The sequence below is a fragment of the Bacillus yunxiaonensis genome (assembly GCF_037104695.1).
GTDB lineage: Bacteria > Bacillota > Bacilli > Bacillales > Bacillaceae_G > Bacillus_A > Bacillus_A yunxiaonensis.
In genome coordinates, this window is the sequence record NZ_JBAWSV010000003.1 from 36,833 (window position 1) to 62,015 (window position 25,183).

At 36.4% G+C, this 25,183-nt stretch carries 22 protein-coding genes; 15 read left to right on the top strand and 7 right to left on the bottom strand.

Features of this window, described 5'->3' with window-relative positions:
- The first annotated feature begins 40 nt into the window (after window positions 1-40).
- The 7 genes from WAX78_RS09590 to WAX78_RS09620 all read left to right on the top strand — a co-directional run bounded on the left by WAX78_RS09590 (window position 41) and on the right by WAX78_RS09620 (window position 7,747).
- Entirely contained in the window at window positions 41-1,234 is a 1,194-nt protein-coding gene (locus WAX78_RS09590; RefSeq protein WP_336482055.1) for a S1C family serine protease, read from the top strand.
- Window positions 1,235-1,285: 51 nt separating this feature from the next.
- On the top strand, window positions 1,286-1,471 hold the full coding sequence (locus WAX78_RS09595) for a CxxH/CxxC protein (RefSeq protein ID WP_098310129.1): 186 nt from the start codon (window positions 1,286-1,288) through the stop codon (window positions 1,469-1,471).
- A gap of 59 nt (window positions 1,472-1,530) precedes the next feature.
- Window positions 1,531-2,010, top strand: coding sequence for a 23S rRNA (pseudouridine(1915)-N(3))-methyltransferase RlmH (gene rlmH / locus WAX78_RS09600; protein ID WP_336482056.1), 480 nt, complete (start codon window positions 1,531-1,533; stop codon window positions 2,008-2,010).
- Window positions 2,011-2,298: 288 nt separating this feature from the next.
- Complete coding sequence (gene dcuS, locus WAX78_RS09605) at window positions 2,299-3,900, top strand: DcuS/MalK family sensor histidine kinase (protein ID WP_336482057.1); 1,602 nt, start codon at window positions 2,299-2,301, stop codon at window positions 3,898-3,900.
- Window positions 3,897-4,604, top strand: a complete 708-nt coding sequence (locus tag WAX78_RS09610) for a response regulator (protein ID WP_336482058.1) — start codon at window positions 3,897-3,899, stop codon at window positions 4,602-4,604. The genes dcuS and WAX78_RS09610 overlap by 4 nt, the downstream gene beginning before the upstream one ends.
- Window positions 4,605-4,833: 229 nt before the next feature.
- On the top strand, window positions 4,834-5,802 hold the full coding sequence (locus tag WAX78_RS09615) for a 2-keto-3-deoxygluconate permease (RefSeq protein WP_336482059.1): 969 nt from the start codon (window positions 4,834-4,836) through the stop codon (window positions 5,800-5,802).
- Window positions 5,803-6,028: 226 nt separating this feature from the next.
- A complete protein-coding gene (locus WAX78_RS09620; protein ID WP_336482060.1) occupies window positions 6,029-7,747 on the top strand; it encodes an NAD-dependent malic enzyme in 1,719 nt (572 codons plus the stop codon).
- Window positions 7,748-7,991: 244 nt separating this feature from the next.
- Here the strand turns inward: WAX78_RS09620 and WAX78_RS09625 are convergent, their stop codons facing one another.
- Together WAX78_RS09625 and WAX78_RS09630 are read right to left on the bottom strand one after the other, a co-directional pair.
- Window positions 7,992-8,162 (bottom strand): hypothetical protein, encoded by a 171-nt coding sequence (locus WAX78_RS09625; RefSeq protein ID WP_336482061.1) that lies wholly within the window; start codon window positions 8,160-8,162, stop codon window positions 7,992-7,994.
- Window positions 8,163-8,552: 390 nt separating this feature from the next.
- The gene (locus WAX78_RS09630; RefSeq protein WP_336482062.1) at window positions 8,553-9,197 is read right to left on the bottom strand and encodes a hypothetical protein; all 645 of its coding nucleotides are present in this window, start codon (window positions 9,195-9,197) and stop codon (window positions 8,553-8,555) included.
- Window positions 9,198-9,401: 204 nt separating this feature from the next.
- Here WAX78_RS09630 and WAX78_RS09635 point away from each other — a divergent pair, with 204 nt between their 5' ends.
- Window positions 9,402-9,740, top strand: coding sequence for a hypothetical protein (locus WAX78_RS09635; RefSeq protein WP_336482063.1), 339 nt, complete (start codon window positions 9,402-9,404; stop codon window positions 9,738-9,740).
- Between the two features lie 185 nt (window positions 9,741-9,925).
- Window positions 9,926-10,135, top strand: a complete 210-nt coding sequence (locus tag WAX78_RS09640; RefSeq protein WP_336482064.1) for a hypothetical protein — start codon at window positions 9,926-9,928, stop codon at window positions 10,133-10,135.
- Window positions 10,136-10,605: 470 nt separating this feature from the next.
- Here WAX78_RS09640 and WAX78_RS09645 read toward each other — a convergent pair whose 3' ends face one another.
- Together WAX78_RS09645 and WAX78_RS09650 are read right to left on the bottom strand one after the other, a co-directional pair.
- A complete protein-coding gene (locus tag WAX78_RS09645; protein WP_336482065.1) occupies window positions 10,606-11,070 on the bottom strand; it encodes a phage tail protein in 465 nt (154 codons plus the stop codon).
- 22 nt (window positions 11,071-11,092) lie between these two features.
- Window positions 11,093-11,572 carry a GyrI-like domain-containing protein gene (locus WAX78_RS09650; protein WP_336482066.1) on the bottom strand — a complete coding sequence of 160 codons (480 nt, stop codon included), beginning with the start codon at window positions 11,570-11,572 and terminating at the stop codon, window positions 11,093-11,095.
- Window positions 11,573-11,682: 110 nt separating this feature from the next.
- On the opposite strand from WAX78_RS09650, the gene WAX78_RS09655 reads away from it, so the two are divergent.
- Entirely contained in the window at window positions 11,683-12,645 is a 963-nt protein-coding gene (locus WAX78_RS09655; protein ID WP_336482067.1) for a helix-turn-helix transcriptional regulator, read from the top strand.
- Between the two features lie 410 nt (window positions 12,646-13,055).
- On the opposite strand, the gene WAX78_RS09660 is transcribed toward WAX78_RS09655, so the two are convergent.
- From WAX78_RS09660 to WAX78_RS09670, 3 genes are all read right to left on the bottom strand, one after another.
- The gene (locus tag WAX78_RS09660; RefSeq protein ID WP_336482068.1) at window positions 13,056-14,711 is read right to left on the bottom strand and encodes a multicopper oxidase family protein; all 1,656 of its coding nucleotides are present in this window, start codon (window positions 14,709-14,711) and stop codon (window positions 13,056-13,058) included.
- Between the two features lie 333 nt (window positions 14,712-15,044).
- Complete coding sequence (locus WAX78_RS09665) at window positions 15,045-16,937, bottom strand: PhoX family protein (protein ID WP_336482069.1); 1,893 nt, start codon at window positions 16,935-16,937, stop codon at window positions 15,045-15,047.
- Window positions 16,938-17,425: 488 nt separating this feature from the next.
- Complete coding sequence (locus WAX78_RS09670; protein WP_336482070.1) at window positions 17,426-17,989, bottom strand: DUF1836 domain-containing protein; 564 nt, start codon at window positions 17,987-17,989, stop codon at window positions 17,426-17,428.
- Between the two features lie 301 nt (window positions 17,990-18,290).
- Here WAX78_RS09670 and trhA point away from each other — a divergent pair, with 301 nt between their 5' ends.
- The 5 genes from trhA (at window position 18,291) to WAX78_RS09695 (ending at window position 25,144) form a co-directional block, all read left to right on the top strand.
- A complete protein-coding gene (gene trhA, locus WAX78_RS09675) occupies window positions 18,291-18,938 on the top strand; it encodes a PAQR family membrane homeostasis protein TrhA (RefSeq protein WP_336482071.1) in 648 nt (215 codons plus the stop codon).
- 542 nt (window positions 18,939-19,480) lie between these two features.
- Window positions 19,481-20,113, top strand: coding sequence for an AmiS/UreI family transporter (locus WAX78_RS09680; RefSeq protein WP_336482072.1), 633 nt, complete (start codon window positions 19,481-19,483; stop codon window positions 20,111-20,113).
- 225 nt (window positions 20,114-20,338) lie between these two features.
- Window positions 20,339-22,372: a fibronectin type III domain-containing protein gene (locus WAX78_RS09685; RefSeq protein WP_336482073.1), complete on the top strand. Its 2,034-nt coding sequence runs from the start codon at window positions 20,339-20,341 to the stop codon at window positions 22,370-22,372.
- A 252-nt stretch (window positions 22,373-22,624) separates the two neighbouring features.
- Window positions 22,625-23,752 carry a L,D-transpeptidase family protein gene (locus WAX78_RS09690; RefSeq protein ID WP_336482074.1) on the top strand — a complete coding sequence of 376 codons (1,128 nt, stop codon included), beginning with the start codon at window positions 22,625-22,627 and terminating at the stop codon, window positions 23,750-23,752.
- Window positions 23,753-24,109: 357 nt separating this feature from the next.
- The gene (locus tag WAX78_RS09695) at window positions 24,110-25,144 is read left to right on the top strand and encodes an AI-2E family transporter (protein ID WP_336482075.1); all 1,035 of its coding nucleotides are present in this window, start codon (window positions 24,110-24,112) and stop codon (window positions 25,142-25,144) included.
- The last annotated feature ends 39 nt before the right edge of the window (window positions 25,145-25,183 follow it).

The following is a 25,183-nucleotide window of genomic DNA, read 5'->3' on the forward strand; positions in this document are numbered from 1 at the left end:
AGGAGAATATAAATGCTTTCGGAAGGCTAGGTGAGCATAAATGTCCTTTATTGATGAAGAAGATGTTCAGATGAAACGAAAAAGAAAGCAAAAGCATAAACATATTTTTATTTCTGGTGTAGCGGGAACTATCATTGGTGCTACATTATTTGCTTTTGCGATTCCAACGTTTTCAAAATTAGGTTGGACTACAACACGAGAAACTGAAGCAAGTGAAGAGAAACAGTATATAGCGCAGTCTGCTCCTCAAGTTGTGAATACAGGAGATGGCTTTGTTAAGGCCGTTGATCGTGCTTCAGAAGCAGTGGTTGGTGTTATTAATATTCAGCGTGATAATTTTTCAGAAGCAGATTCAGAAGCAGGAACAGGATCTGGTGTAATTTATAAGAAGGAAAAAGGAAACGCATATATTGTAACGAACAATCATGTTGTAGCAGGAGCAAATCGCATTGAAGTAAGTTTGAGTGATGGAAAAAAAGTTCCTGGAAAGATTTTAGGAACTGATGTTGTAACTGATTTAGCTGTCTTACAAATTGATGAAAAATATGCGAAAAAGGTCATTGAACTTGGTGATTCTACGAAAGTAAAACGTGGTGAAGCTGCGCTTGCAATCGGGAACCCTCTTGGTTTAGAATTTTCAGGTACTGTAACGCAAGGGATTATTTCAGCAAATGAACGCATTGTACCGGTTGATTTAGATCAAGATGGGCATTATGATTGGCAAGTGGAAGTATTGCAAACAGATGCAGCCATTAATCCAGGTAATAGTGGCGGGGCTCTTGTAAATGAAGCAGGGCAGCTTATTGGAATCAACTCCATGAAAATTGCTGCAAAAGAGGTAGAGGGAATTGGACTTGCAATTCCTATCACAAGAGCTGTTCCAGTTATGAATGATCTTGAAAAGTATGGGAAAGTAAGAAGACCTTACGTTGGAGTTGAATTAAGGTCTTTAAATGAAATTCCAAATTATTATTGGGATAAAACATTACATCTTCCATCTAATGTAACAGAAGGTGTATGTATTTTAGATGTGAAAAGTCCATCTCCTGGTGTGGATGCAGGTTTACACGAATATGACGTCATTGTAGCAGTGGATGGAAAAGCAGTGCAAGATATTATTGCATTCCGAAAAATCTTATACAATAAGAAAATTAATGATAAAATGACAGTCACATTTTATCGTGGTGCAAAACGAGAAACAACAACTGTAAAATTAGGCAGTCAGCAGTATTAAAACAGGAGGCAGCCCCTCCTGTTTTCTGTTGTGGATAAGTGAGGTGAAATTATGAAATTACCTTGTTGTTTAGAACATGTGGAATTAGCGTTAGATATTATTGTGGATGAATGTGAAGTACCACCATTTATCCACACTGTGGATAATAAAGATAATGAGCAAAAAACGTGTGAATTTTGTCAAAATAAGGCGACATATGTTGTATCGAACACAGATTCCCACACAATATGTGGATGATAAATGTGGATATGTGGATAACTTCTGTGGATAATGTGTTTGTAAGGTGGGGAATATATGTGAATATCTTAATTATCTCAATCGGAAAATTAAAAGAAAAATATTTAAAACAAGGCATTGAAGAGTATTTAAAACGATTATCGGCCTATGCAAAAGTGGAGATTGTTGAGTTACCAGATGAAAAAGCACCGGAGAATTTAAGTGAAGCAGAAATGCAAATGGTAAAAGAAAAAGAAGGAATTCGTATCTTAGATAGAATTTCTGATGATACGCATGTAATTGCATTAGCAATTGAGGGAAAACAAAAATCATCAGAAGAGTTTGCTGCAAACTTAGACCGCCTTGCTACATATGGAAAGAGTAAAGTGGCATTTGTTATTGGGGGATCGCTTGGGCTAAGCCAAGAAGTAATGAAGCGCTCTAATGAGTCATTGTCGTTTTCAAAAATGACGCTGCCTCATCAGTTGATGCGTTTGGTACTGGTAGAGCAGGTGTATAGAGCGTTTCGAATTAATCGTAATGAGCCTTATCACAAGTAAATGAGGTTTTAAATAGAAGTCAAGGGGAAAGCTAAAAATAGGTAGTCCTGCATAATAAAACAGAGCCTAAATATTGAATAATAAATAAAGATGGAGCAATAGTTTTACGTTGACTCCATCTTTATTTATTTACCATACCTGGCTTATCTTCATGGCGGGTGCAATTTTTCTAATAAGATGATTTAATATAGAGTCTGCGAAGCTCTTCCAGAGAGCTTCGCGGTCTCTAATTATATAATGGATAAACCTTACTCATACTAAAATTAAGTAGATAACCTGGAGGAGATTATGAAAAAGGGCAGATTTAGTTTACAAGCCATCATTATTATTTTTGTATGCCTTGTCGTCGCTTTGTCACTTGGTATAACCGATTTGCTAATCAGTAAGAGAATTACCTCCAGTGTGGAAGAGACACAGAAAGAAAAGGCACTCAATATTGCAAAGATGGTTTCTCTTAGCCCGCAAGTGATTGGGTCTCTTGAGGGGAAACCAAATTCGACAGAAGTACAAGCTTTTGCCAATCAAATAAAAGATTTAACGCATGTTAACTTCGTTGTCGTCATGGATATGAAAGGAATCCGGCTTTCCCATCCGGATCCCAGTGAAGTGGGAAAGAGCTTCAGGGGAGGAGATGAAGGGCCAGCCCTTCGAGGGAAAGAGTATGTATCTATCTCAAAGGGTATTCTCGGCTCTTCCATGCGGGCATTTACCCCAATAAAGAACTCACAGGGAAAACAAGTCGGCGCAGTTGCCGTAGGGATTTCTTTGGAAAACGTAACGAAGGCTGTACACAAAGGTCGGATGGGTATGGTGATCGGGACATTAATCGGAATACTGATCGGGATAACTGGTGCAGTGGGCTTGGCCAGGTTTATCAAAAAAATCCTTTTGGGACTTGAACCGTTCGCTATTTCCAGGCTGCTTGAAGAACGGAGTTCCATGCTCCAGTCTGTCCGTGAGGGCATTATAGCCATTGACCAAGAAGGAAAAATTACCCTTGTAAACAGGGCAGCCCGAAAGCTTTTTAAAAAAGCCGGCCTAGAAGGAGATCTAATGGGACTCAAAATAGAAGATTATTTGCCTGAAACTCGTTTAACCCGTATTTTGCAGTCTGGAGAAACTGAGCTTGATCAGGAGCAGAATCTGCACGGGGTTACTATTTTGGTAAACAGGGTACCGGTAGTGGTGGATAATCAGACGGTTGGGGCAATCGCTACATTCCGTGATAAAACGGAAGTTCAGTTATTGGCCGAACAGCTCACAGGTGTGCGCAATTATGCGGATGCCCTCCGTGCCCATGCCCATGAATTCATGAATAAGATGCATGTCATTCTTGGCCTTGTCCGTACCGAGCAATACGATACACTTGCGAACTATGTGTGTGAAACGGTTAACCACCGGGAAATGGAAATGGATTTTGTAACCAAGAATGTCCTGGAGCCGGTTCTAGCCGGATTTTTGATTGGCAAGCTAAGTTTTGCAAGAGAATCAGGGGCATCACTATCATTTGATTGCTCCAATAAGATTCCCCAGCCTGTGGACCCAGGAATCACCCAAGAACTGATAACGATTATTGGAAATCTCGTCAATAATGCAATGGAAGCGATAGCGGACAGCCCTGTCAAAAAAGTTGACTTAAAGCTTGATTACGCAGAGGATATTTTAACAATCGAGGTTAAGGATACAGGGATGGGAATGACGAAAGCAATGCAAAATAAAATATTGGATAAAGGCTTCTCCACGAAAGGAGATAACCGTGGGCTCGGGCTATATCTTTTAGCTCAGGCTATTGAAAGACTAGAAGGGGACTTAATCATTTCTTCCAAGCCGGGAAAAGGAACGAATTTTGCGGTGTATATACCTTATAAAGCAGAGGATGAAGAGGCATGATCAATGTAATGATTGTCGAAGATGACCCTATGGTGGCGGAAATCAATAAACGATACCTTTCTAAGATTGGTGGGTTCCGTTTGGCTGTAATAGCCAATTCAGTTGATGATGCTATCCTTTTGCTCGGAAGGGAAGATATACAGCTTATACTTCTGGATATTTTTATGCCGGGCAAACAGGGCCTAGAGCTATTGGCGTACCTCCGGAAAAATGAACTTGAAATCGATGTAATCATTATTTCGGCTGCATCGGATCTGGATCGAATCAAGAAAGCATTAAGGTACGGCGTTGTGGATTATTTAATAAAGCCTTTTGAATTTGAAAGGTTCAACGCTGCTCTTGTCAGCTATCAGCAAGAGACTCAATTTACCGATAAACTGGAAGCAGTCAGCCAGCAGGAGCTCGATAATTATCTTTTGCACAGGGATGAAGCTGCAATAGTTGAAGAGCTTCCAAAAGGGTTGACTAAGGATACCTTAAAGCAAGTCTGGGAGGCGGTTCAGGAATTGAAGGAGGTGCCGTTTTCCACCGAAGAAGTGGCGAATATTGTGGGCATATCAAGGGTCTCAGCGAGAAAGTATCTGAACTTCTTAAAGGATTTAGGAATCCTTGATGTCAAGGTTATATATGGGACCATCGGAAGGCCTGTTTACCAGCATGAATATAACCAAATTAAAGAGTACTTAATAAAAAACTTTCTGTAAGTGATTTTTAAAATCGCTTACTTTTTTTAGTTTCAAAAAGAATTATTAAACTTTCATAAACTATGAAAACGGTTTTCATTCGAATATGATAGACAGGTAACAAAACAAAGGGAGATTAAAACATAGTACAACATGCAAGAAAATTGGAACCGCTTTCTTCGATTATTGGAGAAATTGGTAAAATAATGGATTCATTCGAGATTATAAAACTATTTTAGGAGGGTTAAAAATGCAAATCCCAATTAAGAAAACGCTTGATAAAATTCCAGGTGGTATGATGGTTGTTCCACTTTTTTTAGGAGTATTAACGAATACCTTTTTCCCACAAGTTTTAAAAATTGGAAGTTTTACAACGGCATTATTTAGTAAAGAAGCATCATCTACCATTTTGGCATGTTTTATGTTTTTAATTGGTTCACAAATTAATTTTAAATTAGCACCAAAGGCAATAAAAAAAGGTGCAATATTATTAACAGGAAAATTTATAGTGGGTGCTGGTATAGGTTTAACTGTAGCAGCGATTTTTGGGCCTGCCGGAGTACTAGGATTATCACCATTAGCCATCCTTGCAGCGTTATTAAATGCTAATGGTGGATTATATGCATCTCTTGCTTCATCGTATGGTGACGAGACTGATGTAGGCGCATATGCTTTATTTTCTTTAAAAGATGGTCCATTTTTTACATTAGTTGCATTAGGTGCATCCGGACTTGCCACAATTCCTTTTCAAACACTTGTAGGAGTATTAATTCCAATCGTGATAGGAATGATTTTAGGAAATATTGATCCTGATATGAGAAAGTTCCTTGGAAGCAGTAAATTATTATTAATCCCATTCTTCTCATTCCCATTAGGTGCAGGAATGAATCTTTCAACTATTATAAAAGCGGGAGGTCCTGGCGTATTACTAGGATTAATAGCCGCATTCACTGGAATTGGAGCTTACTTACTTTTGAAGTTATTTAAAGAAAATCCTATCGTTGGTTTAGCAACAGGGTCAACAGCAGGGAACGCTGTAGCTACACCAGCTGTTGTTGCAGCAGCTGATCCATCCTTAGCTCACATAGCACCAGGAGCTACTGCACAAGTTGCAGCTGCATGTGTAGTATCTGCAATAGTCTGTCCGATTATTGTTAATTATGCATTTAAAATGTCCGAAAAGAAAAAAGCTAAAAAATCAATTGCAGGGGCAGCATGACAATAAAGTAAAAATCTACTGTTATCCTGGCCGTCATGCTGCTGAAGCTTTTAAGCCAATTTGAAAAAGAAACAAAGACAAAGCAGTCAGCGGTTTCACTGTCTGCTTTGTTTAGTTACAAAAAAGGGTCATTAAGTTAAAAAAACTAGTGGGATAAGGAAAATTTTATTAACATGGTTGCGGTATTGTCGGAATAGCTATTTTAAGATAGAAGGAAGGAAACGCCATGAATGTACCTGAGAATGTTATTATAACTACAATAAAAGGAAAAGAAGTTCTCTCCAATCCTTTTTTGAATAAAGGAACAGCTTTTACGAAAGAGGAAAGGGAAGACCTTGGACTTGAAGGTCTGTTACCGCCACAAGTACTCACCCTTGATGAACAAGTTAATAGGGTCTATGAACAATATTCGATGCAGACGACGAATCTGTTTAAAAACGGGCTGCTTTATGATTTATATAACCGCAATGTTGTCTTGTTTTATAGTCTTTTGAAAGAACACCTGGCAGAAATGCTTCCTATCATCTACACTCCTACTGTCGGTGATGCAATCCAGTCATACTCCCATAGCTACCGTCACCCAGGTGGCTTATATCTTTCCATTGATAATCCTGAGGGCATTGAAAAGGCATTTTATAATCTAGGAAAGCCCAAAAATGGTATTGATTTAATCGTCGTTACCGACTCTGAAAGCATTCTTGGTATTGGGGACCAAGGGATAGGCGGTATTAATATTGCGATTGGTAAACTTGCCGTGTACACGGCTGCAGCTGGTATTGATCCAAGCCGTGTTCTGCCAATCGTGATGGATGTTGGCACGAACAATCAGGCTTTGATTGCAGATCCTATGTATATCGGCAACAAATTCGCACGTGTCCGCGGTGATCGTTATGATCAATTCATTGATTTATTCGTTCAGACTGCAAGAAAGTTCTTTCCAGAGGTTCTCATTCACTGGGAGGACCTTGGCAACGTCAATGCGCGAAAAATCTTGGACAAATACGGTGACAAAATCCTTACCTTCAACGATGACATCCAGGGGACAGGTGCTGTTACTCTTGCTGCTATTATGTCTGCTTTGAAAGTAACAGGAGAATCCCTGAAGGACCAGCGCATTGTTGTCTTTGGACCAGGGGCTGCCGGCATCGGTAACGCAGACCAAATGGCAGATGCCATGGTTCTAGAAGGGTCGACCAGAGAAGAAGCCTATGATCGTTTCTGGGCTGTAGACTATCGGGGTCTACTAACAGATGAAACACCAGATGTTCTGAACTTCCAGAAGCCTTATACAAGAAAGGTGGATGAAGTTAAAGACTGGGATAAGAATGAGGAAGGGATTATTTCATTAATGGAAGTAGTTCAAAGGGTGAAGCCAACCATCCTGATTGGTACTTCCGGACAAGCCGGTGCCTTCACTGAGGATATTATAAAAGAGATGGCCAAGCACGTTGAACGTCCAATCATCATGCCAATGTCCAATCCGACTGCGCTGGCTGAAGCAGTGCCAGAAAACCTAATCAAATGGACAGATGGCAAGGCGTTAATTGCGACTGGGAGCCCCTTTGCCGATGTAAAATACAAAGGTGTTACCTATGAAATCGGGCAGTCAAACAATGCATTTGTGTTCCCAGGACTTGGACTCGGAGCAATTGTTGCAAAAGCTGAAATCATCTCAAAAGGAATGTTCGCAGCAGCAGCAAATGCAGTTGCCAAAATGTCAGATACCAGCACATCAGGCGCATCTCTGCTGCCGTCCATTGAAAAACTTCATGAAGTCTCAAAATACGTAGCCATTGAAGTGGCCCATGCTGCAATACACGAAGGAATTGCAAGAATAGATATTCAAGATGTTGAAAATGCTATTGAAGATGCTATGTGGAAACCTGATTATAAAGAAATTAAGAGTATAGGTATTTGGACAAAGATTAATTCCTATGCATATTAAATAGTTAAATAAAATGCCTGTACTCCTGGTAATTGATCGAACTTTCGATATTCCAGGCAGTGACAGGCATTTTTGTAATAAACTAGATTAAATGGGGTCAATCATTTTTGGTAAATCTTTCATATATGAGGTTTATTGTTGAGTCTTGGAACGCGAATGACGCGAAAAAGGAATAAAAGCATGTCATGGCTAGCGGGAGTCTCTAGCACAAAATTCTCAGACTCCCACCATTCATTTAAAATCGCTATTTTGATTTTGGAATACCCCAACATTTCATTAATTGGTGAATCCCTTTTTCCATTTGATCGAGTGGAATGCCGCCAAATTCGAATAAAAAAGTTGGACATTGATATTCAATTGGACTTAATAGATAATCGCTTACCGGGTAGATGGGAATATTGTTTTTTTCCGCCATCTCTTTTAACTGACCTTCACTCTTTATCAGGGGGACTGAAATTAAAATGTGTATTCCTGCTCTGTCACCGAAATAAGTATTTTAATTAAAATCTCATTTAGATCTATCACGCTGAACCGTATCATAAATAGATGCGATTTTACTGTCTTTATAATGATTTTGAAGGACAAATTTATTTTATTAAGATAGGATCACTTTTCATTAGCCCGCTTTAAGCGGGCTTTTTTAATACTAAGAAAGCCTTAAGATTTATATAAAGAGTTTGTTTAGATTTGATTAGTATCATTATCTTAGATGAATAAAAAGAACAGTTCAATGTTCTTGATACTTTTTCTCTGTATGTTGGTGAACAGATATATATTTTTGTTTTTCAGGCGATACTATTTCCGATTAATACACTAACTCTAAAATCGTATGAATATCAGCCATTGCCGATTTAGAGTTAGGGTTACGAATTAATCTGAGCCATATTTTTGATATCGTTCTATTCTTTTCTTTTTTACTATCGACAATGAATGTAATGAGGTGTTCTTTTAAGGCAGTGTTCTTTATAAGGAGATTTGCTTTCTCTATCAAATCGAGGATATTTAACCGATTATCATCATTATAAAGTTTAATAACATCTAAATGATCACTAAAAGATAGATGATCATGATCTTTTATACGCATATCTACTACTAGAGTGTTTTTGAGTTGAATTTCTTCATTAAAATAACTTTGATCTATTACGTAGATCGGTAAACTCTTTTCTACCACTTTTAGGGATAATCTACCTTTCCTTTTTTTGATTGTTAAGCGTAGCCTTTTCATATAATTAAATGCATAGATTGTCCATTCTGTAAATAATGCCAGTAACAAGCTCGCAAATGGAATAATCATAAAAGGCTTTAAAATAAAATCAATTGGATTAAAAGTTATATTCCATAAATGAATATTGAAAAAATTTAAAATGGCAAATGGCATGATAAGATTTAGGATGATATAAAGAATGATTGAGTATTCTTTCCAACTATTTTTACCTAAAATATTAATCAAATTAACCATCTCCTTTTTTAGTAAGTCCGTTCATCAAGTGCCTTCATTTTAACATAAAAGAACTTATTTTCTATAAAAACTATTAATCAAATTCTTTCATATATAGATAAGAATCTACATTCAATTTACATAATAGGATTGATTTTGTCTAAGTATGATTACTAGTATCGAATAAGGAGATTTACATATTTAGTAAAGCTCTCCTTGAGGCTTTCCACAAGCCCGATTGAAAACGATGTTCCTAATAAATCTCAACAAGCTCGAGTAGCCATTGTAAACAATAATACTGTCAATGCTACCGTTCGGGTTAAGGTATTCTCTTTGGATGGACTGAACGTTTTAATCTTTGACAGCGGAAACCTTATTCTCTCCCCAGATTCATCAATTGAGAGCGTGGTAAGTGAAATTGAGGGGGGAAGCGAATGGGAGATTCAATGCTCCAGTAATAAAGGTAAGGTGTTTTTCGACGTTTTTGGTCAAGATGCGAACCAACGCTTTAATGTAAACCATCGGATAGTGCATGCCGAGATGAACATTACCTAAGCTGGGATGAAGACAAAACAGCGTGAGAAGGAAAGCCGGAAAGAAAGGCTTTCCTTTTTCTACATATATGCGTACTATGTCAAACAATTTTTTTAAAAATGGCTAGGGGAATCTTTTGCTGTACAACAAATTGTTTAGTCAGATGATTTTCTTTTAGTAGTGGTGAACATCCTTTAGTAGGGCTCATGAAGTGTCCAAAATGTGGCGCTGTTATGGTTCTGGGCAGAACGCAATCAAGTCTAAGTACAATATCCAAACAACAACGTCAAATACTTGAGCAAAACTATCCAAAATGGAAAAGTAAAGACATTACAGGCGTTGAGTTTCTGGGAATGTTAGAGCTTAAGAAGAACTCCTTTTACAAAATCATTGGGGAGTATGAAAAAGCTTTGTAGGCACTCAAAAAGGGTGTCTATTTTGTTTATAGTGGGGGCATGTTATCACCAATAAAAAAAGTTTATTAAGCCAAATACGCCATAGCTCTTCCCTCCCCGCAAGCTGGCATAATATTTAAGTTAGGAGGTTGTTCAAATAGCAATCCCCATAAGATAATATGGGGATTTAGTCTAAATACATATAAATACTTTAAGTTCAAAATCAACTATGTTCTTAGGTGATGTTCGCTGAACCGTATCATAAGTAAATGAGATTTTTGCGAAGAAAAGTAACAGCACCCTCTAATTTGATGGAGAGGTGCTGTTTTGTTATTTGAATGCCTAGATGAACATGTGTTGCATGAATGGTTGTTTTGCTCTTGCAATGAATTTAATTTTTTGTTCAATCAGGATTTTCTTATTCAAATGAAGAAAAAGAATGACCATATACAAAAAGTCGCTAAATTCCTCCACATGCGCTTTTGCTTGCTTTAATATTCTCCCTTAATTACAAAAAACGAGCCCCGAATTGTTCCAGCTAGTTTAGACTTCTGCCTAGCAAACTTAAACTTCCCTTCTAACTCCTTTGGTATCTCCATCCCCTCAGAAAGCTTAAAACCAACGGCACGCTTCTTGGGATCATCAACCGTATACATGACGTTAATCCCGAGGCCATCCTCATAAAAGGCGTAGGCAAATTTGATATTTTCCACTTGAAAATGCGACGTTTCTAAAGGTTTGGCCGCAAACTCAATATCACGTTCTTCTTTCAAAATTCGGTTCACATAATCAAGGGTCTCCTGGCTTTCGCTGGCTGGTACAACCGTAAATTCATGCTTATATTTGTTCATAAAGTAGCGGGCTTCATGAGCACGTAAACCAGCAAGCGCTTCTGCTGCTGGTGAAGACTCTAAACCAATTGTAGACACATTTTTAAAATCAACGATATAGGACATTTCCATCCCTCCTTTTATCTCCTTATTTCCTAACAACAGGAATCCACATTTCACCAAATACTAAGCCGTTTCGCTGCCCCATCTCAACCGTTGCATTTGGCCCGCCAACATAGGCAATATTCTTTGCTTCTGGCAAGACTTGACCAAAGGCAATACCAGTAAGCTTATTACTCAACTCATCAGCCGTTTCCCCTTCCCCTTTAACAACTAGGTATGCACCTTTAGGAAATTGGATAACCCTGGATTCTTCTGGTACCAATGCCTCTGTCATGACGCCAGCATAATACATCATCTTGTTATTCACCGCTTCGTTCACGGCAAAAATGTAGTCATTTGTGGCTATAGCTTTTAAAGTGTCAAGCCTTCCATCTTGTTTGATGGCCCGCCAAAAGTCTAACTTTTCCTTGTTTATGCCAGCAAAGTCTGTGTAATCGCTCTTAAGCTCAGTTCCAAAACCTAAAACGGTAAAGCTGTCTTTTTCTTCTAGTGTATAATCTGCCATGTTTAAAACCTTCCCTTTTTTAAAATTAATCAAATGATTTGTCTTTTCACTTGATAAGTTTATAATAGCCTTAAATCATGTCAAAAAATGATACTGTTTAGGAGGCACCGATGAAAAAAGTTGAGCGGATTAATATTATCATGCGGTATATCAACAACCGCGCCCACTTTACAATTTCTGAAATCATGCGAGAATTTAACATCTCTCGTTCGACAGCTATTAGAGATATCAGAGAAATTGAAGCCATGGGGATGCCACTTGTCGCTGAAGTTGGAAGGGATGGGGGTTATTTTGTCATGAACAACTCTGTCCTCCCCACTGTTCGCTTTACCGATAATGAGATCAAAGCTCTTTTTATTGCCTTTATGGCTACAAGAAATCAACAACTCCCCTATCTAAAGAGTCGTCATTCTTTAGCTGAAAAATTACTAGGCCTCATCTCAGAAAACCAGCAAGAGGACCTTGTTCTTTTAAATCAAATCTTGCTTTTTGAAGGGACCAACCCCAATAATCCCGACCTGCTTGATCTGTCAGACCTTCCCCATCCTATGTTAGAAAAGCTTATCCAAATCCTTCTTTTGGATAGCTATTTATTGATTACCATCAAAGAAGAGAAGGTAATAAAGTCTTATCCAATTTATCTCTTGCACCTTTATCGTGAAAAAAACCTTTGGCTGATTGAAGGCTTTGACTTAAAGGAAGAAAAGATACAGATTTTTCCTGTCGACAATCTCACCAATGTCAAATCATACCCTACGGAAAAAAGATTAAGTAAGAAAAAGATTTTAGAAAAACTAAGTAAGCAGGAAGAAGTAATCAACCTTGTCCTTGAACTTGGTCCAAAGGCGATTGCCCAGTTCAAAAAATACCATCCTTTAAAGGTTTCAATTTCCTATACGAGCCCTTACCAAACCACAGCTATTCTAAAGACTTTTATCAATGTTAATAATTCAGAAGAATTGACCGAAATAACAAATTGGCTACTTTTCCTCGGTGGGGATATCAAGGTCAGGGAAGTGCCAGAAGAAGTCTTAGAAGGTTTACAAGAGAGATTATTCCTATACTGTACATAAGCAGTGCTAGTTAAAACCTAAATAATTTTGAGCTTGGCCAGTTGCCCCTTATTTTTGCACACCCAGAAAAAATAAAGGTTTCTGCATGTCGGAAATACTTTTAAAGGGTGATAGCATTTTTATCAGTACTGTTCTTTATTGAATTTCTAGTAAATTCATTTTAGTAAAAAGGGTTAAACCTCATTTAGATGTGTTATGGTGAAGCATATCACAAGTAAATGAAATTCTTTATTCAAGGGTATCAACTGAATGAAAGGGAGAAGAGAAATCAAGGAATAATTATTTCTCTTCTTTTTTGTTTTGAGACTTAAAAGGAATAAAAAATTGAACCCTTTTAGGTCGTTGCTAAAAAATTTGTAACTAAATTTGAATATCGAATTCAATCATCAGCGCATCGGTTTTGTTTACTGTCATTTGTTTTTACGGTGTTTATGACAGTCAAAACATTGAGAAAAGGAGTTATCACTGCATTGTTCTGAAATTCGTTCACATGGATTAAAGGTAGGATTAGTTAGAACCTCGTAGGGTCTCATCATGTCGTAATCTTCGTGTTCAAGAATGTGGCAGTGCCAAGGATAGGTTCCTGTAAATGGACCAAAACGTGCGATAATTCGGGTAACTTCGCCGGGATTGGCACGAACAGTATCTTTCCATCCTCTCTCATTTGGATCGGGTGGTATTGGCGGCCCTACTTTTAGGTTAGAACTATTTGGATCGCCAGTAAATACAGCGCGATTCAAAATTTGAAAATTGACGAGATGCAAGTGAATTGGGTGAGTGTCTGGTGTCATATTGTACAGCTCCCAAATCTCTATCGTTCCATTATACGGGGTTTCTGTAATGGGTTGATCCCACTCCATGTTATTTAATAATGGCATAGGGCGTCCAAAATTATCGGTAGCTTCAAGTAAAGTGTTTTTTCGTATGATTACAGCATCCTGAGGATTCAGGTACTCCAAGCAACTCAACTTTTGTGGAATCTTACTTTTGTCAGGTTTGCAGCATGTTTGTTTGACACGAAATTGCATAATCTGTCTCAGATCTTCAGAAGGACTTTCGCCGTCAGGGAATGGGGTTGGTGCGTCATTTGTTAAAATAATACTCTGACCGTTATGGTTTGAAAAATCTACAATGACATCGGCGCGTTCCGCAGGTGCAAGGATGATTTCGGACACTTGGACTGGTTTCTCCAAAAGTCCTCCATCCGTACCAATTTGAATAAAATTTTGCCCAGAGCTCAGCTGCATACGATAAAAACGAGAATTGGAGCCATTTAGAATGCGGAATCGGTATTTTCGTGGCTCAACTTCAAGATAAGGCCATACTTTTCCGTTGACTAAAATTGTGTTACCGAAAAATTCAGGGACGACTGACGGATTTGGTAATGTAGGATCGATTGGTGGAGGCGGCTGCGGGGCCGGGGGTGCCATATTTCCTGGTTGGGATGGATAGAATAGCTCGCCATTGGCGTAGAACGAACGATCTTGGATGACCAGCGGAATTTCAAATTTTCCACTAGGAAGACACAATTTTTTCTCTTCTTCATCTCTGAGGAGATAGAAGCCCGCAAGGCCTGCATAAACGTTCAAACGAGTGATTCCAAGGGCGTGATCATGATACCAAAGTGTTGTAGGGCGTTGACAGTTTGGATAGTAGTAGACTTTATTCACGAATGTCGGTCCAACGTTTTGAAAATCTCTTGTGAACCATGCCTCAGGATATCCGTCACTTTCTGGACGAACCCGAGCTCCATGTAAATGGACAACCGTCCTAACAGGAGGTTTGTCTGGTTGTGCACCATGAACGGTTTGATCGATGGGCAGCAGGTGTTCAAAAGGCAATTTATTTTTCCATTTTACAAAAATAGGGTGATTTTTTTCTACTTCGAATGTAGGGCCAGGGTACATACCGTTGTAACCCCAAACGGTAGTTGGCGGCAAATCACGATGTAATTTTTGTTTGACTTGCTTCATCGCTACCTCATAGAATGGGATTCCATCATGGGTACCTTCTGGTTTTAAGACAGGAGGAATTGGTAATGCATCTACAAATTTTTTTAAAGACAATGAACTGCCTCCTTTTTTAAGAATCAAATATTGTTTGTTATATATAATATGAATTTAATTGAAGTGGGTATAGACAAATTTCTAATAGGAAATGAACGGAAAAGGATTGAGTTGTAAAAAGGTAATTCGTCTAAGGAAAAAATCCTATTTAAATTAATCAAGGTGAACTATACCATAAGTAAATAAGAATTTTATAAGTGCTTATATTAAGTACAGTGCGTTGTACTTTAAGTTCATCTTGCATTCAAACCTCAAAATTCAGAGTAAGTGAAGAAGATAGGTGGGAAATGAAGAAAAACTCCCACTGAGGGGAGTTTCGCCTTATCAGATTTCTTATTTTTTATTTCCAAAAGGCAGTCCAGATATATATCCAACTCCCCCGGTTTCCTGAATACCTATGCCTTGTTTCATCGCTTCTTCTAATTTCGCTTTGTCGACGGCTGTAATTTGCTTACCTTCTAGATCTTCACCTGGATGCTGATAGTTACTTAAGATATAACGGAAGCCGTTAGCGTCGTCAACGGCTCTTAACCCTGTTGCTTCTGCGCCAGCAGTGACTGAAAGAATTCTTGATAGTTGCTTAGTTTTAACGTTATAAGCCCATACAAAGTTATTTGTGTGCATAGAGCTGTCTTCTCCAATGAATAACGTGTTTAAATCATTTGAGAAGGTTAAGTTATCAGGATTTGCCACTTTGTCTGGTGCAGCTGTATTTCCGTAGGCATCTGGAGTTTTCAAATCTTCCCCAATAATAAGTCCTTTCATACTAGCAGGTACGAATTCACTCTCGATGTGACGGCCGCTGTTATCTTTTTGCTCCCCGCCTAAGTCTATCTGCCACGTTACGCCAGAATTAATAGCAGGTAGCTGAATATCATCTTGAATGCTGCCTTCTTGTTTTTGCATACTGCCATTTTGATAGGACATAGCGATATATGCTTTTTTATCTTTCTCATTGACAGCGAGGCCTTCCATTTTATTAAATTCAGATGTTGCACCTAACATAGCACCGTATCTGCGAGATTCTAGGAATGCAGCTGCTTTTTCCATTCCAGGTTTTACTTTAAGGTACTCGACGTTTTTATTTGCTGATGTTTTGATCGCTGTATAGCCAGCGGTAGGTTGAGTTGCCGTATCAAAGATATCACTGAACTTAACGCCTTTATCAATAATAGCTTTTATTTCTTTATCTGTTGAATGACCCAACTTAATCCATTCTAAGTTTCCTGCACCACCATTTTCAGTACTTGTTTGTTTAAATTTAGCTGCGTATAGCGTTCCTGCAGAAAAATCTTTCTTTTTATCTGCCACATACATAAACATCATGGTATTTCCGCCATCATCACCAAATATTGCTGTTTTATCATCAGGTAAAACTTGCATCAATTCATGAGAAAATCTTCCTGTACTATAATGTTTGACAACGGAAGATTCTCCTTTTGAATTGACGGAGATTTCGGGAATCCAGCCATAAAAATAAGGATTAGCTTTAGATTTATCACCGAAGTAGTAGTTGGCAAAATCTGTAACAGCTTTATAAGAACTAGATGTAGGATCTTCAAATGAGCGTGCATCTGGTTCATATTCTTCTGAGCCAAGATGAGTGTTCCAATCTGTTGTAGTCCCATTACATGGATTCCAGAGACCATTTACGTTTGAAAAATCAATTTTTTGGGCGTTATTAACAGTTAGTTCACCATTTTTTTTATTTTGATCAACTTGCGTAAGAGTCATAGATGCCGGTAGGCCAGAAATTGATTTTCCTGCATTATCTATTGAATCATATTCATAATGAGAGATAACGTAAGATTTTCCGGCGACTGTAATAAAACTATTGGAGTCAGGTGCATCAGAAATAAAATAAGAAGGCTTGTCCGGAATACTTTTATCGACAATCGGATTTCCTTTCGCATCAATAGGGGTACCAGCAGGGATCATTTCGCCTTTATTTTTTACAATTTTATCTTTGGATAAAAAAAGAGAGTTGTAATCAAGAGGAGTTTCTTTTACACTGCCGTCTTTATAGGTGATTTTCACCTTAGCTTCTGAATAAGTTTTGACCATGTTTTCAATAGTAGTTGGAGCTTTCATAGAAGTAAATTCTACGCGCTCTATTTGATTGTGTTTTTGAGACTTAGAATCATGATCAAAATCGGATGCGAAAGTCGGAACGGCAGCAGAAGCCATTATAGCCATAGAAAGACCAGCTGAAACTATTTTTTTCATAATAATTTGATTCCCCCTAAACTTTTGATAATTTTATTAAATCATTGAATTGTTAAGAGGGTATTAAGGAATATCTCTCAGTGTTGAGAATTTATTAAAGTAACAATAAATTTATATAATAATTGATTGGACCTTTTTAATAGATCATTTACGGAGAATAAAAAAGTATAGGCAACTAAAAGACCCCAAAACATCAGCTTTAGTTTTTTTCATTGAGTGAATATATACAAAAAGGCATATAGTGATGCTCTTTTGTATATAGCTAGAAGCTATGGTTTACGATATTGCTTCGGGGAGATTCCGGCTCTACAGTGAGTAGAACTAATTATCACCTCTATGACGTGGTGAGAAACTTCTTGAAGAATGATAAATTGTATTAGGGATGTATCAATGTTTTTGCCGCAAAACTAATAGAAGTTTCACTTTATTAAAGCCACCTAGAAATAGGCGGCTTTTTTTGGTAGTTCATTAATTGGAAATAAATAGAATTATGAGTTCTTCATTTCATCCACTATTTTTTCTGCTAAACGTCGATACATATTACTCATGGTTACGAAAGATGTGAGCAATAAAAACTTCTCAAAAGTTTCATTTTCGAAAGTAGCTGCTTCTGCTTTCACTTCGTCTACTCGATTGTTTACATCATTTTTAAAGGTTTTGATATTTGTTTCTGTTAGATGGAGGTAACTTTTATACAGAGCATCTAGTTCAAAATCGTCCTCGTGTACTAATTTTTCATTAATTTCAACTAATGAACTTTTTATGTCGTTAATAGAAAGTGCCCCTTTTAACTGATAAATTAAACTAATTAAGATTATATGCTCTTTAGAGTATTTTTTATTTTTAATAGGGAAAAACAGTTTTCCTTTTGCATAGTTGTTAATCATGGTTTTCGTTAGTACTTTTTCATCTTCATTTCTAGTTGTCATGTTGTAGCTATTTTCAAATAGCTGAACGACTTGATCTACATATAAATCTACGTTGGGGATATCCCCAAGTGTAATTTTTTGTTCTAAATGTAATGTTTCTAGTAAATCTTTTATATTTTCCATATGAAATCCTCACTTTTATAGGAATGATGTAAATTTTTATGCCGATATGCCCACCTCAAGGTTATGAGAAAACAAGGTGAGGGTAGCTGCTGGCATGTGCTAATTATCAGTGGGTGATAAAAAACGCTCACTGATGGAAGTTTCACTTTATTAGTGATTATAACTTCCTGTGGTTATTACTGTATATTTAATTATAGTATTATGAAACATATTTCTTGTAAATGTTGACCTTTAGAAATGATAGTTATATAATTACATGTAGTTATTAAAACTACGTGTGATTATATAGGGGGTTGTTAATGTGAATTCTTATGTGAGAGAACCGGTTAATGCATTTACGCATTTTGGAGGCGCAATTTTATCATTCGTCGCACTTCTTGCCATGTTAGTCAAAGTTTCTATAGAAATGCCGTCTGTCACTACAATTTCAGCAGTCATTTTGTTTGGGTTGGGAATGATGATTCTCTACGCTGCATCCACTGTATACCACATGGTTGTTGCAAGCGATCGTGTCATTTATTTTTTTAGAAAACTGGATCATTCCATGATTTTTGTTTTAATTGCAGGTACATATGCACCTTTTTGTTTAATTACGTTACAAGCTGAAAAGGGTTTGCTATTGTTCATATTGGTGTACGCAACCGCTGTGTGCGGAATTATTTTTAAAATGTTTTGGTTTAGTTGTCCTAGGTGGTTATCGACATCTATTTATCTTTTAATGGGATGGCTGATTGTATTCTTTTTTGCTCCATTATCAGAAAATCTCAGTACAAATGGTCTCGTGCTATTGATATTGGGAGGGGTATTTTATACGATTGGCGGATTTATTTATGGTGCAAAACCGAAATGGTTGGAATTTAAATATATGGGTCATCATGAAATTTTTCATATTTTTGTGTTACTAGGTAGCCTTGCTCACTTTTTATGTATTTACTTCTATGTAATTTAGTATTTGGATATGAATAAAAGTTAATGTGCGATAAGAAACTTTACAGCGTAATGAATTTTTGTATATAGAGTATCGTATAGACGGATAAGCTCACAAATATTGCGTAGAAAACTCCTATCTGGGGAAAGAAGATAGGAGTTTTTTCGTTAAAAAGAGCCGTATTTTTATCCCGCTATTTGTGGGGGGTTAATCCCCTCACTGCTAGAAATGCCATCTGATTGTAATGATTTTATAAATAAAGGTATTTTGTGGGTTATATACTATTTTTTTTATCATTTATTTTTATAACGAATGCTGTTATTATATTGATATCGTTTTCATAACTTAATGTATACTTTTCGTTTTGGAAGCGCTTAATTAGAAATTTATATACACTTCAAATGTATTATCTGCTGTAAAATTTTCTAAATACAAGCAGTTCCTCTGCTACATGTTGTTGGAGAAGAGGAATTGCTTTTTATTGTTAAAACTATCAAAAAATGAATGTATGATGTAAGGAGGTATCGTTGTGAAAAGCAGTTTTGTTTTTCACAAGAATATATATGGGTGATGTTGGATTATTGCTTTCCGGTGCGACGCTCTTTTTAAATAGCCTTGTAATGTTAGGAAAAGCGGAAGAAAAGAGTATTGGTGTTTTTAATTTATTTGTAGGTGTACTGCAAATTATTATTCCTTTTTATTTAATTGTAGTATCCGATCAAAGTAATTGGACAGTGTATTTATATGCGGCTACTTTTTTATTTGGTTTAACTTATTTATACGTAGGAGTTACTTTCATTGTAGGATTAAAAGGTGATGGATTAGGCTGGTTTTCTCTTTGGGTAGCGATTATTGCACTATTCTACATGATTGTGGCTATTATACATTTTCATGATATCGTTAATGCGTTAACTTGGCTGATGTGGGCGTTTCTATGGTTCTTATTCTTTATCTCTAATGTACAGAAAAAGAATATCAATCATTATATTGGAAAAATAGCTTTTGTACAGTCATGGGTTACACTAACTTGTCCTGCGCTTCTTTCTTTGGTAGGTGTATGGGGAAATTCTTATGTATATAATCTATGGATATGTATATCGATTCTTTCGATTATATATTTCTGTGTTTGTACGTTTAAGTTGAAAGGAAATGTAAATGCTGTTCATAAAAATATAGATACGCACACGAGCTATTAATCAATAGCTTTAAGTGGGCGTCTTATAACCCTCTTATGAATTAATGAGTGTGAAATGAAAAATTAATTCATGAGAGGGATTTTTTTATTCCTTTTCTCAACCCTATTAAAAATTCAGAAAACTTTAATTATTACATATTATCTTTACTATATAAAAAGAAAAGATTTACAATAAGGAAGGTTATATTTACCAATATTTAAAATTATGGGACGAGGGATGGATAGAATGAAAAAGATAATTTCTCGCTGTTTATTAACTGCAGCGTGTGTAATTGGATTTTCACAAATCCCTGCTTATGCAGCGGAAGAAAATGAAGTTCCTAAACTACAAATACCAGTAATGAGTGACGTACATATTTCTGGTGCATATCAAGCTGATAATTTTGCTAAGGCATTACAGGAGTATAAGGAATTAGCACCTAACTATAAAGCTTTGGCTGTTGTGGGGGATTTAACAAACCAGGGGCTTGATTCGCAGTATGATGAATTTAATAGAATTTTGAATGCGAATATGAACCCAACTGCGGAAAAAGTGCTTTCAATTGGGAATCATGAATTGTTTGAAATGAGATTTTGGCCTAAGCCTTGGATTACGAATAAAACGTTAACAGATCGATTTATTAATAAAACAGGCATGCCGGGTGTTTATTATGATAAATGGGTAGAAGGGTATCATTTTATTTCACTTGGCGGAGAGGAAATGAGCGAGAAAGACTATGCGATCATTTCTGATGCGCAATATAGATGGTTAGAAAAAACATTGGCAGTCCAAGCTGATCCGAAAAAGCCAATATTTGTTTTTCTACATCAACCCATTGACGATACAGTGTATGGCAGTGATGAATTTGGCGGTGGTCTAAAAGACGGTAGATTAGCTAATTTATTAAAACAGTATCCGCAAGTAATTTTATTCTCTGGTCATCTACATTACATGGCGGATCATGCGAAAACTGTATATCAAGATGGATTTACGATGGTAAATACAAGTTCAATTGCCTACACTTTGTATGAAGGTGGATATGGTCCAGATAAATCCTCACAAGGACTACTTGTTAATGTCTATGATGATAAAGTAGAAATAAAAGCAAGAGAGTTTAGTAATGACACATGGGTTAATTCATATACAATAAAAGTACCTTATGAGAAGACCATTGATGATACAGAAAAACCTGCTTTTCGGGATCATGCGAATATAAAAGTTGAAAATATAGTGGGAGATGAAATGACGATTTCATGGGATCCTGCAATTGATAATACACAAATTGATAAATACTACATTAAACAAGATGGTAAAAAGATACAAACTACATATGCGAAGTTTTGGGATAAAAATGCAGGAAATAATAGAATTTCGGCAACCATTCCAAATATAAAGCCTAATACGAATTATCGATTTGAGATTGTAGCAGTAGATGCATGGGGCAATGAATCTAGTAATTCGTTAACTATTCAAGGTACGGCAACGAAACAAGCAGGCTGGACACAAAGAGATGGAAAATGGTATTACTTAGATGAAGCAACTGGTGAGAAGCGAACAGGTTGGCTTCAATCTGGTGGAAAATGGTATTATTTAAATGAAGATGGGGTTATGCAAACAGGTTGGATTGAGCAAACTTGGAAGTGGTATTATTTAGGTCAAGATGGGGCAATGCAAACAGGTTGGATTAATCAAAATGGAAAAAGGTATTATTCTACAGAGACAGGTATGATGCAAACAGGTTGGCTTAACCTAAATGGAAAATGGTACTACTTTGCAGAGGACGGAGCAATGCAAACTGGTGTACTTTCATATGGAAGTTCTAAGTATTACTTAAATAGTAATGGGGTCATGCAAACGGGCTGGGTAAAAGAAGGTAATGTGAGATACTACCTAGACAGTAATGGAATTATGCAAACAGGTTGGGTGCAAGACGGTAATACGAAATATTACTTAGATAGTAGCGGATTAGTGAAAGCAGGTTGGTTACGGATTGAAGGTACATGGTATTACTTAGACAGTAATGGAGCAGTAAAAACAGGTTGGTTACAAAGTGGGAATACGTGGTACTACTTAGATAAAGACGGAGCGATGAAAACCGGTTGGCTACAAAGCGGAAATACGTGGTACTACTTAGATAAAGATGGGGCGATGAAAACCGGCTGGTTGCAAAGTGGAAACAGTTGGTACTATTTAGCTGGTAGTGGCGCAATGCAAACAGGTTGGTTAGAAATAAACGGAAAATACTATTACTTTGATCATACAGGTGTATGGCGTCCATAAAAAGTATCTTAATAGTTTAGAATATATTATGTAAGGGAGAAAAGAATGAATAACATTCTTTTCTCTTTTTTATTTCAAATTAATGACAAGCTCACAAAGAATATATAGGGTTAAGCATGGCCCGCATAAGGAAATAAAAAGCATTTCATTCTATTTCCTTATGTAATAATATGGTAAAATCAAAATAATAGATTAAGAGATATAGAAAGAAGAATTACAAAATGATTTTGGGAAAAGAGAGGTTGGGTATATTTGAAGAAGCATATTCCAAATTTATTTTTCGCATGTATTGTAATGCTATTTCCATTACATACATTAGCAGATACAAGCGGGGAACAATCTGCTAAAACAATCAGTCCAAATAATGGAACAGCACAAAAACAGGGATGGATTGAAGAGCAAGGTAAAAGGTACTATTACGAAAATAATGTACCTGTAAAAGGCTGGCTTGATTTGAATGGAAGTAAGTTTTATTTACACCCTGAAACAGGTGTAATGCAAACGGGTTGGATAAAAAATGGAAGTGCGTGGTATTATTTAGCTAATAACGGTGTAATGCAAACAGGTTGGGTAAAAGACGGAAGTGCATGGTACTATTTAGCTAATAATGGTGTAATGCAAACAGGTTGGATGAAAGATGAAAACGTGTGGTATTACCTAGCTGATAGTGGAGCAATGCAAACGGGTTGGATAAAAGATGGAAGTGCGTGGTATTACTTAACTGGTAGTGGCGCAATGCAAACAAGTTGGGTAAAAGATCGAGGCGTATGGTACTATCTTAATGCAAATGGGGCATGGATTCCTAATACAGCAGCGGATAATTTAAGTACAGTTTGGGATAGCGATCAGCTTATCCTTGTTACAACAAATGGATATAATACTGTTAATTCTAATATCATGACATTCGAAAAAATAAATGGCAAGTGGAATGAAATTTTAAATGTAAAAGGTTATATTGGAAAAACTGGTTTTGCTGTAAATAAACGTGAAGGTGATTTAAAATCACCGCGCGGGAAGTATACAATTGGTACAGCGTTTGGTCGTTACGGAAACCCTGGAACAAAATTGCCATTTAGAGATATTACAAATAAAGATACAATTATTTCAAATTCTAATTCATCGTTGTACAATACATGGCAACAATCAGGAAGCGGCGGTATGAATATCCCAGCCTTTGATTATGGTTTTGTTATTAATTACAATACGGAAGAAAGAATACCAGGTAAAGGATCAGGAATTTTATTTCATGTAACAGATATGTATACATTGGGATGCACTGGTACTTCAAAAGAATATGTAATTTCAATTTTGAAGTGGCTTGACCCGAGTAAAAAACCTATTATTATTCAAACGCCAGAGAGTGAGTTATCTTATTACTAATAATGCCAGCGTATAATCCTTTATTTATAATAGTATATATAGGGATTATCTCTTCTTGAGAACAACAGAGAGTGGATGTATGTCTTTTGTGTTCTAGAAATTTATCCCGCATGAATGGGCAGTAAGAACCCTACTGATGGAAGTTTCACTTTATATGAATGCAAGCTATTAATAGAAACAGATTTTTATTAATAGTTTGCTTTTTTATGTTACATTGATTTAGATAATATATTTTTAATTGAAATTTACCAATAAAACTTTTTGTTCAGTTTACAAGAATTCGTTCTGAAAGTACCTTTTATATTGTAAAATGAAATTAGTATGAATTATAAGGACAGGAGAGATTAAGCTTCGACTATGCAAATGAAAAACCTGTTTCAAAGTAAAGGATTTCAGAGGTTAGTTATATTAGGGTTACTTGTGCTTGTGTTATATGGGTTGAAAAGTATGTTTAATTTAATCTTAATTACATTTATTTTTACGTATTTAATGGACCGGTTTCAAAAATTTATCTCTCGCAAGCTGGAACATTTTTTACCGATTAATAGAAAAATAATTATTGCATTTCTATATATAACATTAGTTAGTGGGATTGTTATCACATTATATAAATATGTACCAATTCTAATGATACAAATTACACAGCTCGTGTATCAGTTTAATGTATTTGTACGAAATCCACCTGATAATGAAATAATTAGATATTTAGTTTCCGCAATTGATCATATAGAATTATCGAAGTATGTGAATCAAGGCGTGAACATCATTTATAGTTCGTTAGCAAACATTGGGAAAGTAAGCTTGCAAGTTTTACTTTCACTCATTTTAAGCTTATTTTTCTTGCTAGAAAAATCAAGAATTGTTGCGTTTACATCAAAGTTTAAAGGCAGTAAATTAGCTGTTTTTTATAATGAAATTGAGTATTTTGGAAGAAAATTTGCTCGCTCATTTGGAAAAGTGATTGAAGCACAATTCCTCATTGCTATTGTAAATTGTGTGTTGTCTGTTATCGCACTTTGGATCTTAGGTTTTCCACAGTTGCTTGGATTAGCTTTAATGATTTTCTTACTGGGTCTAATTCCTGTTGCAGGTGTAATTATTTCACTATTCCCTCTTTGTATAATTGCTTACAATATCGGTGGCATGGTATATGTCTTATACATTTTAATTATGGTGGCGGTCATTCATGCAATTGAAAGTTATTTCTTAAATCCAAAGTTTATGTCAGAGAAAACAAATTTACCTATTTTTTATACATTCATGATTTTAATTTTCTCTGAACATTTCTTAGGGGTTTGGGGATTAATTATAGGGATTCCAATCTTTATGTTTTTACTAGATGTGCTAGAAGTAACGAGTGATGAGAAAGAAGAGCCTGTAAATGGGAAATAAATAACTGTTAAACAAAAGGCATCTGTTTCCGATGCTTTT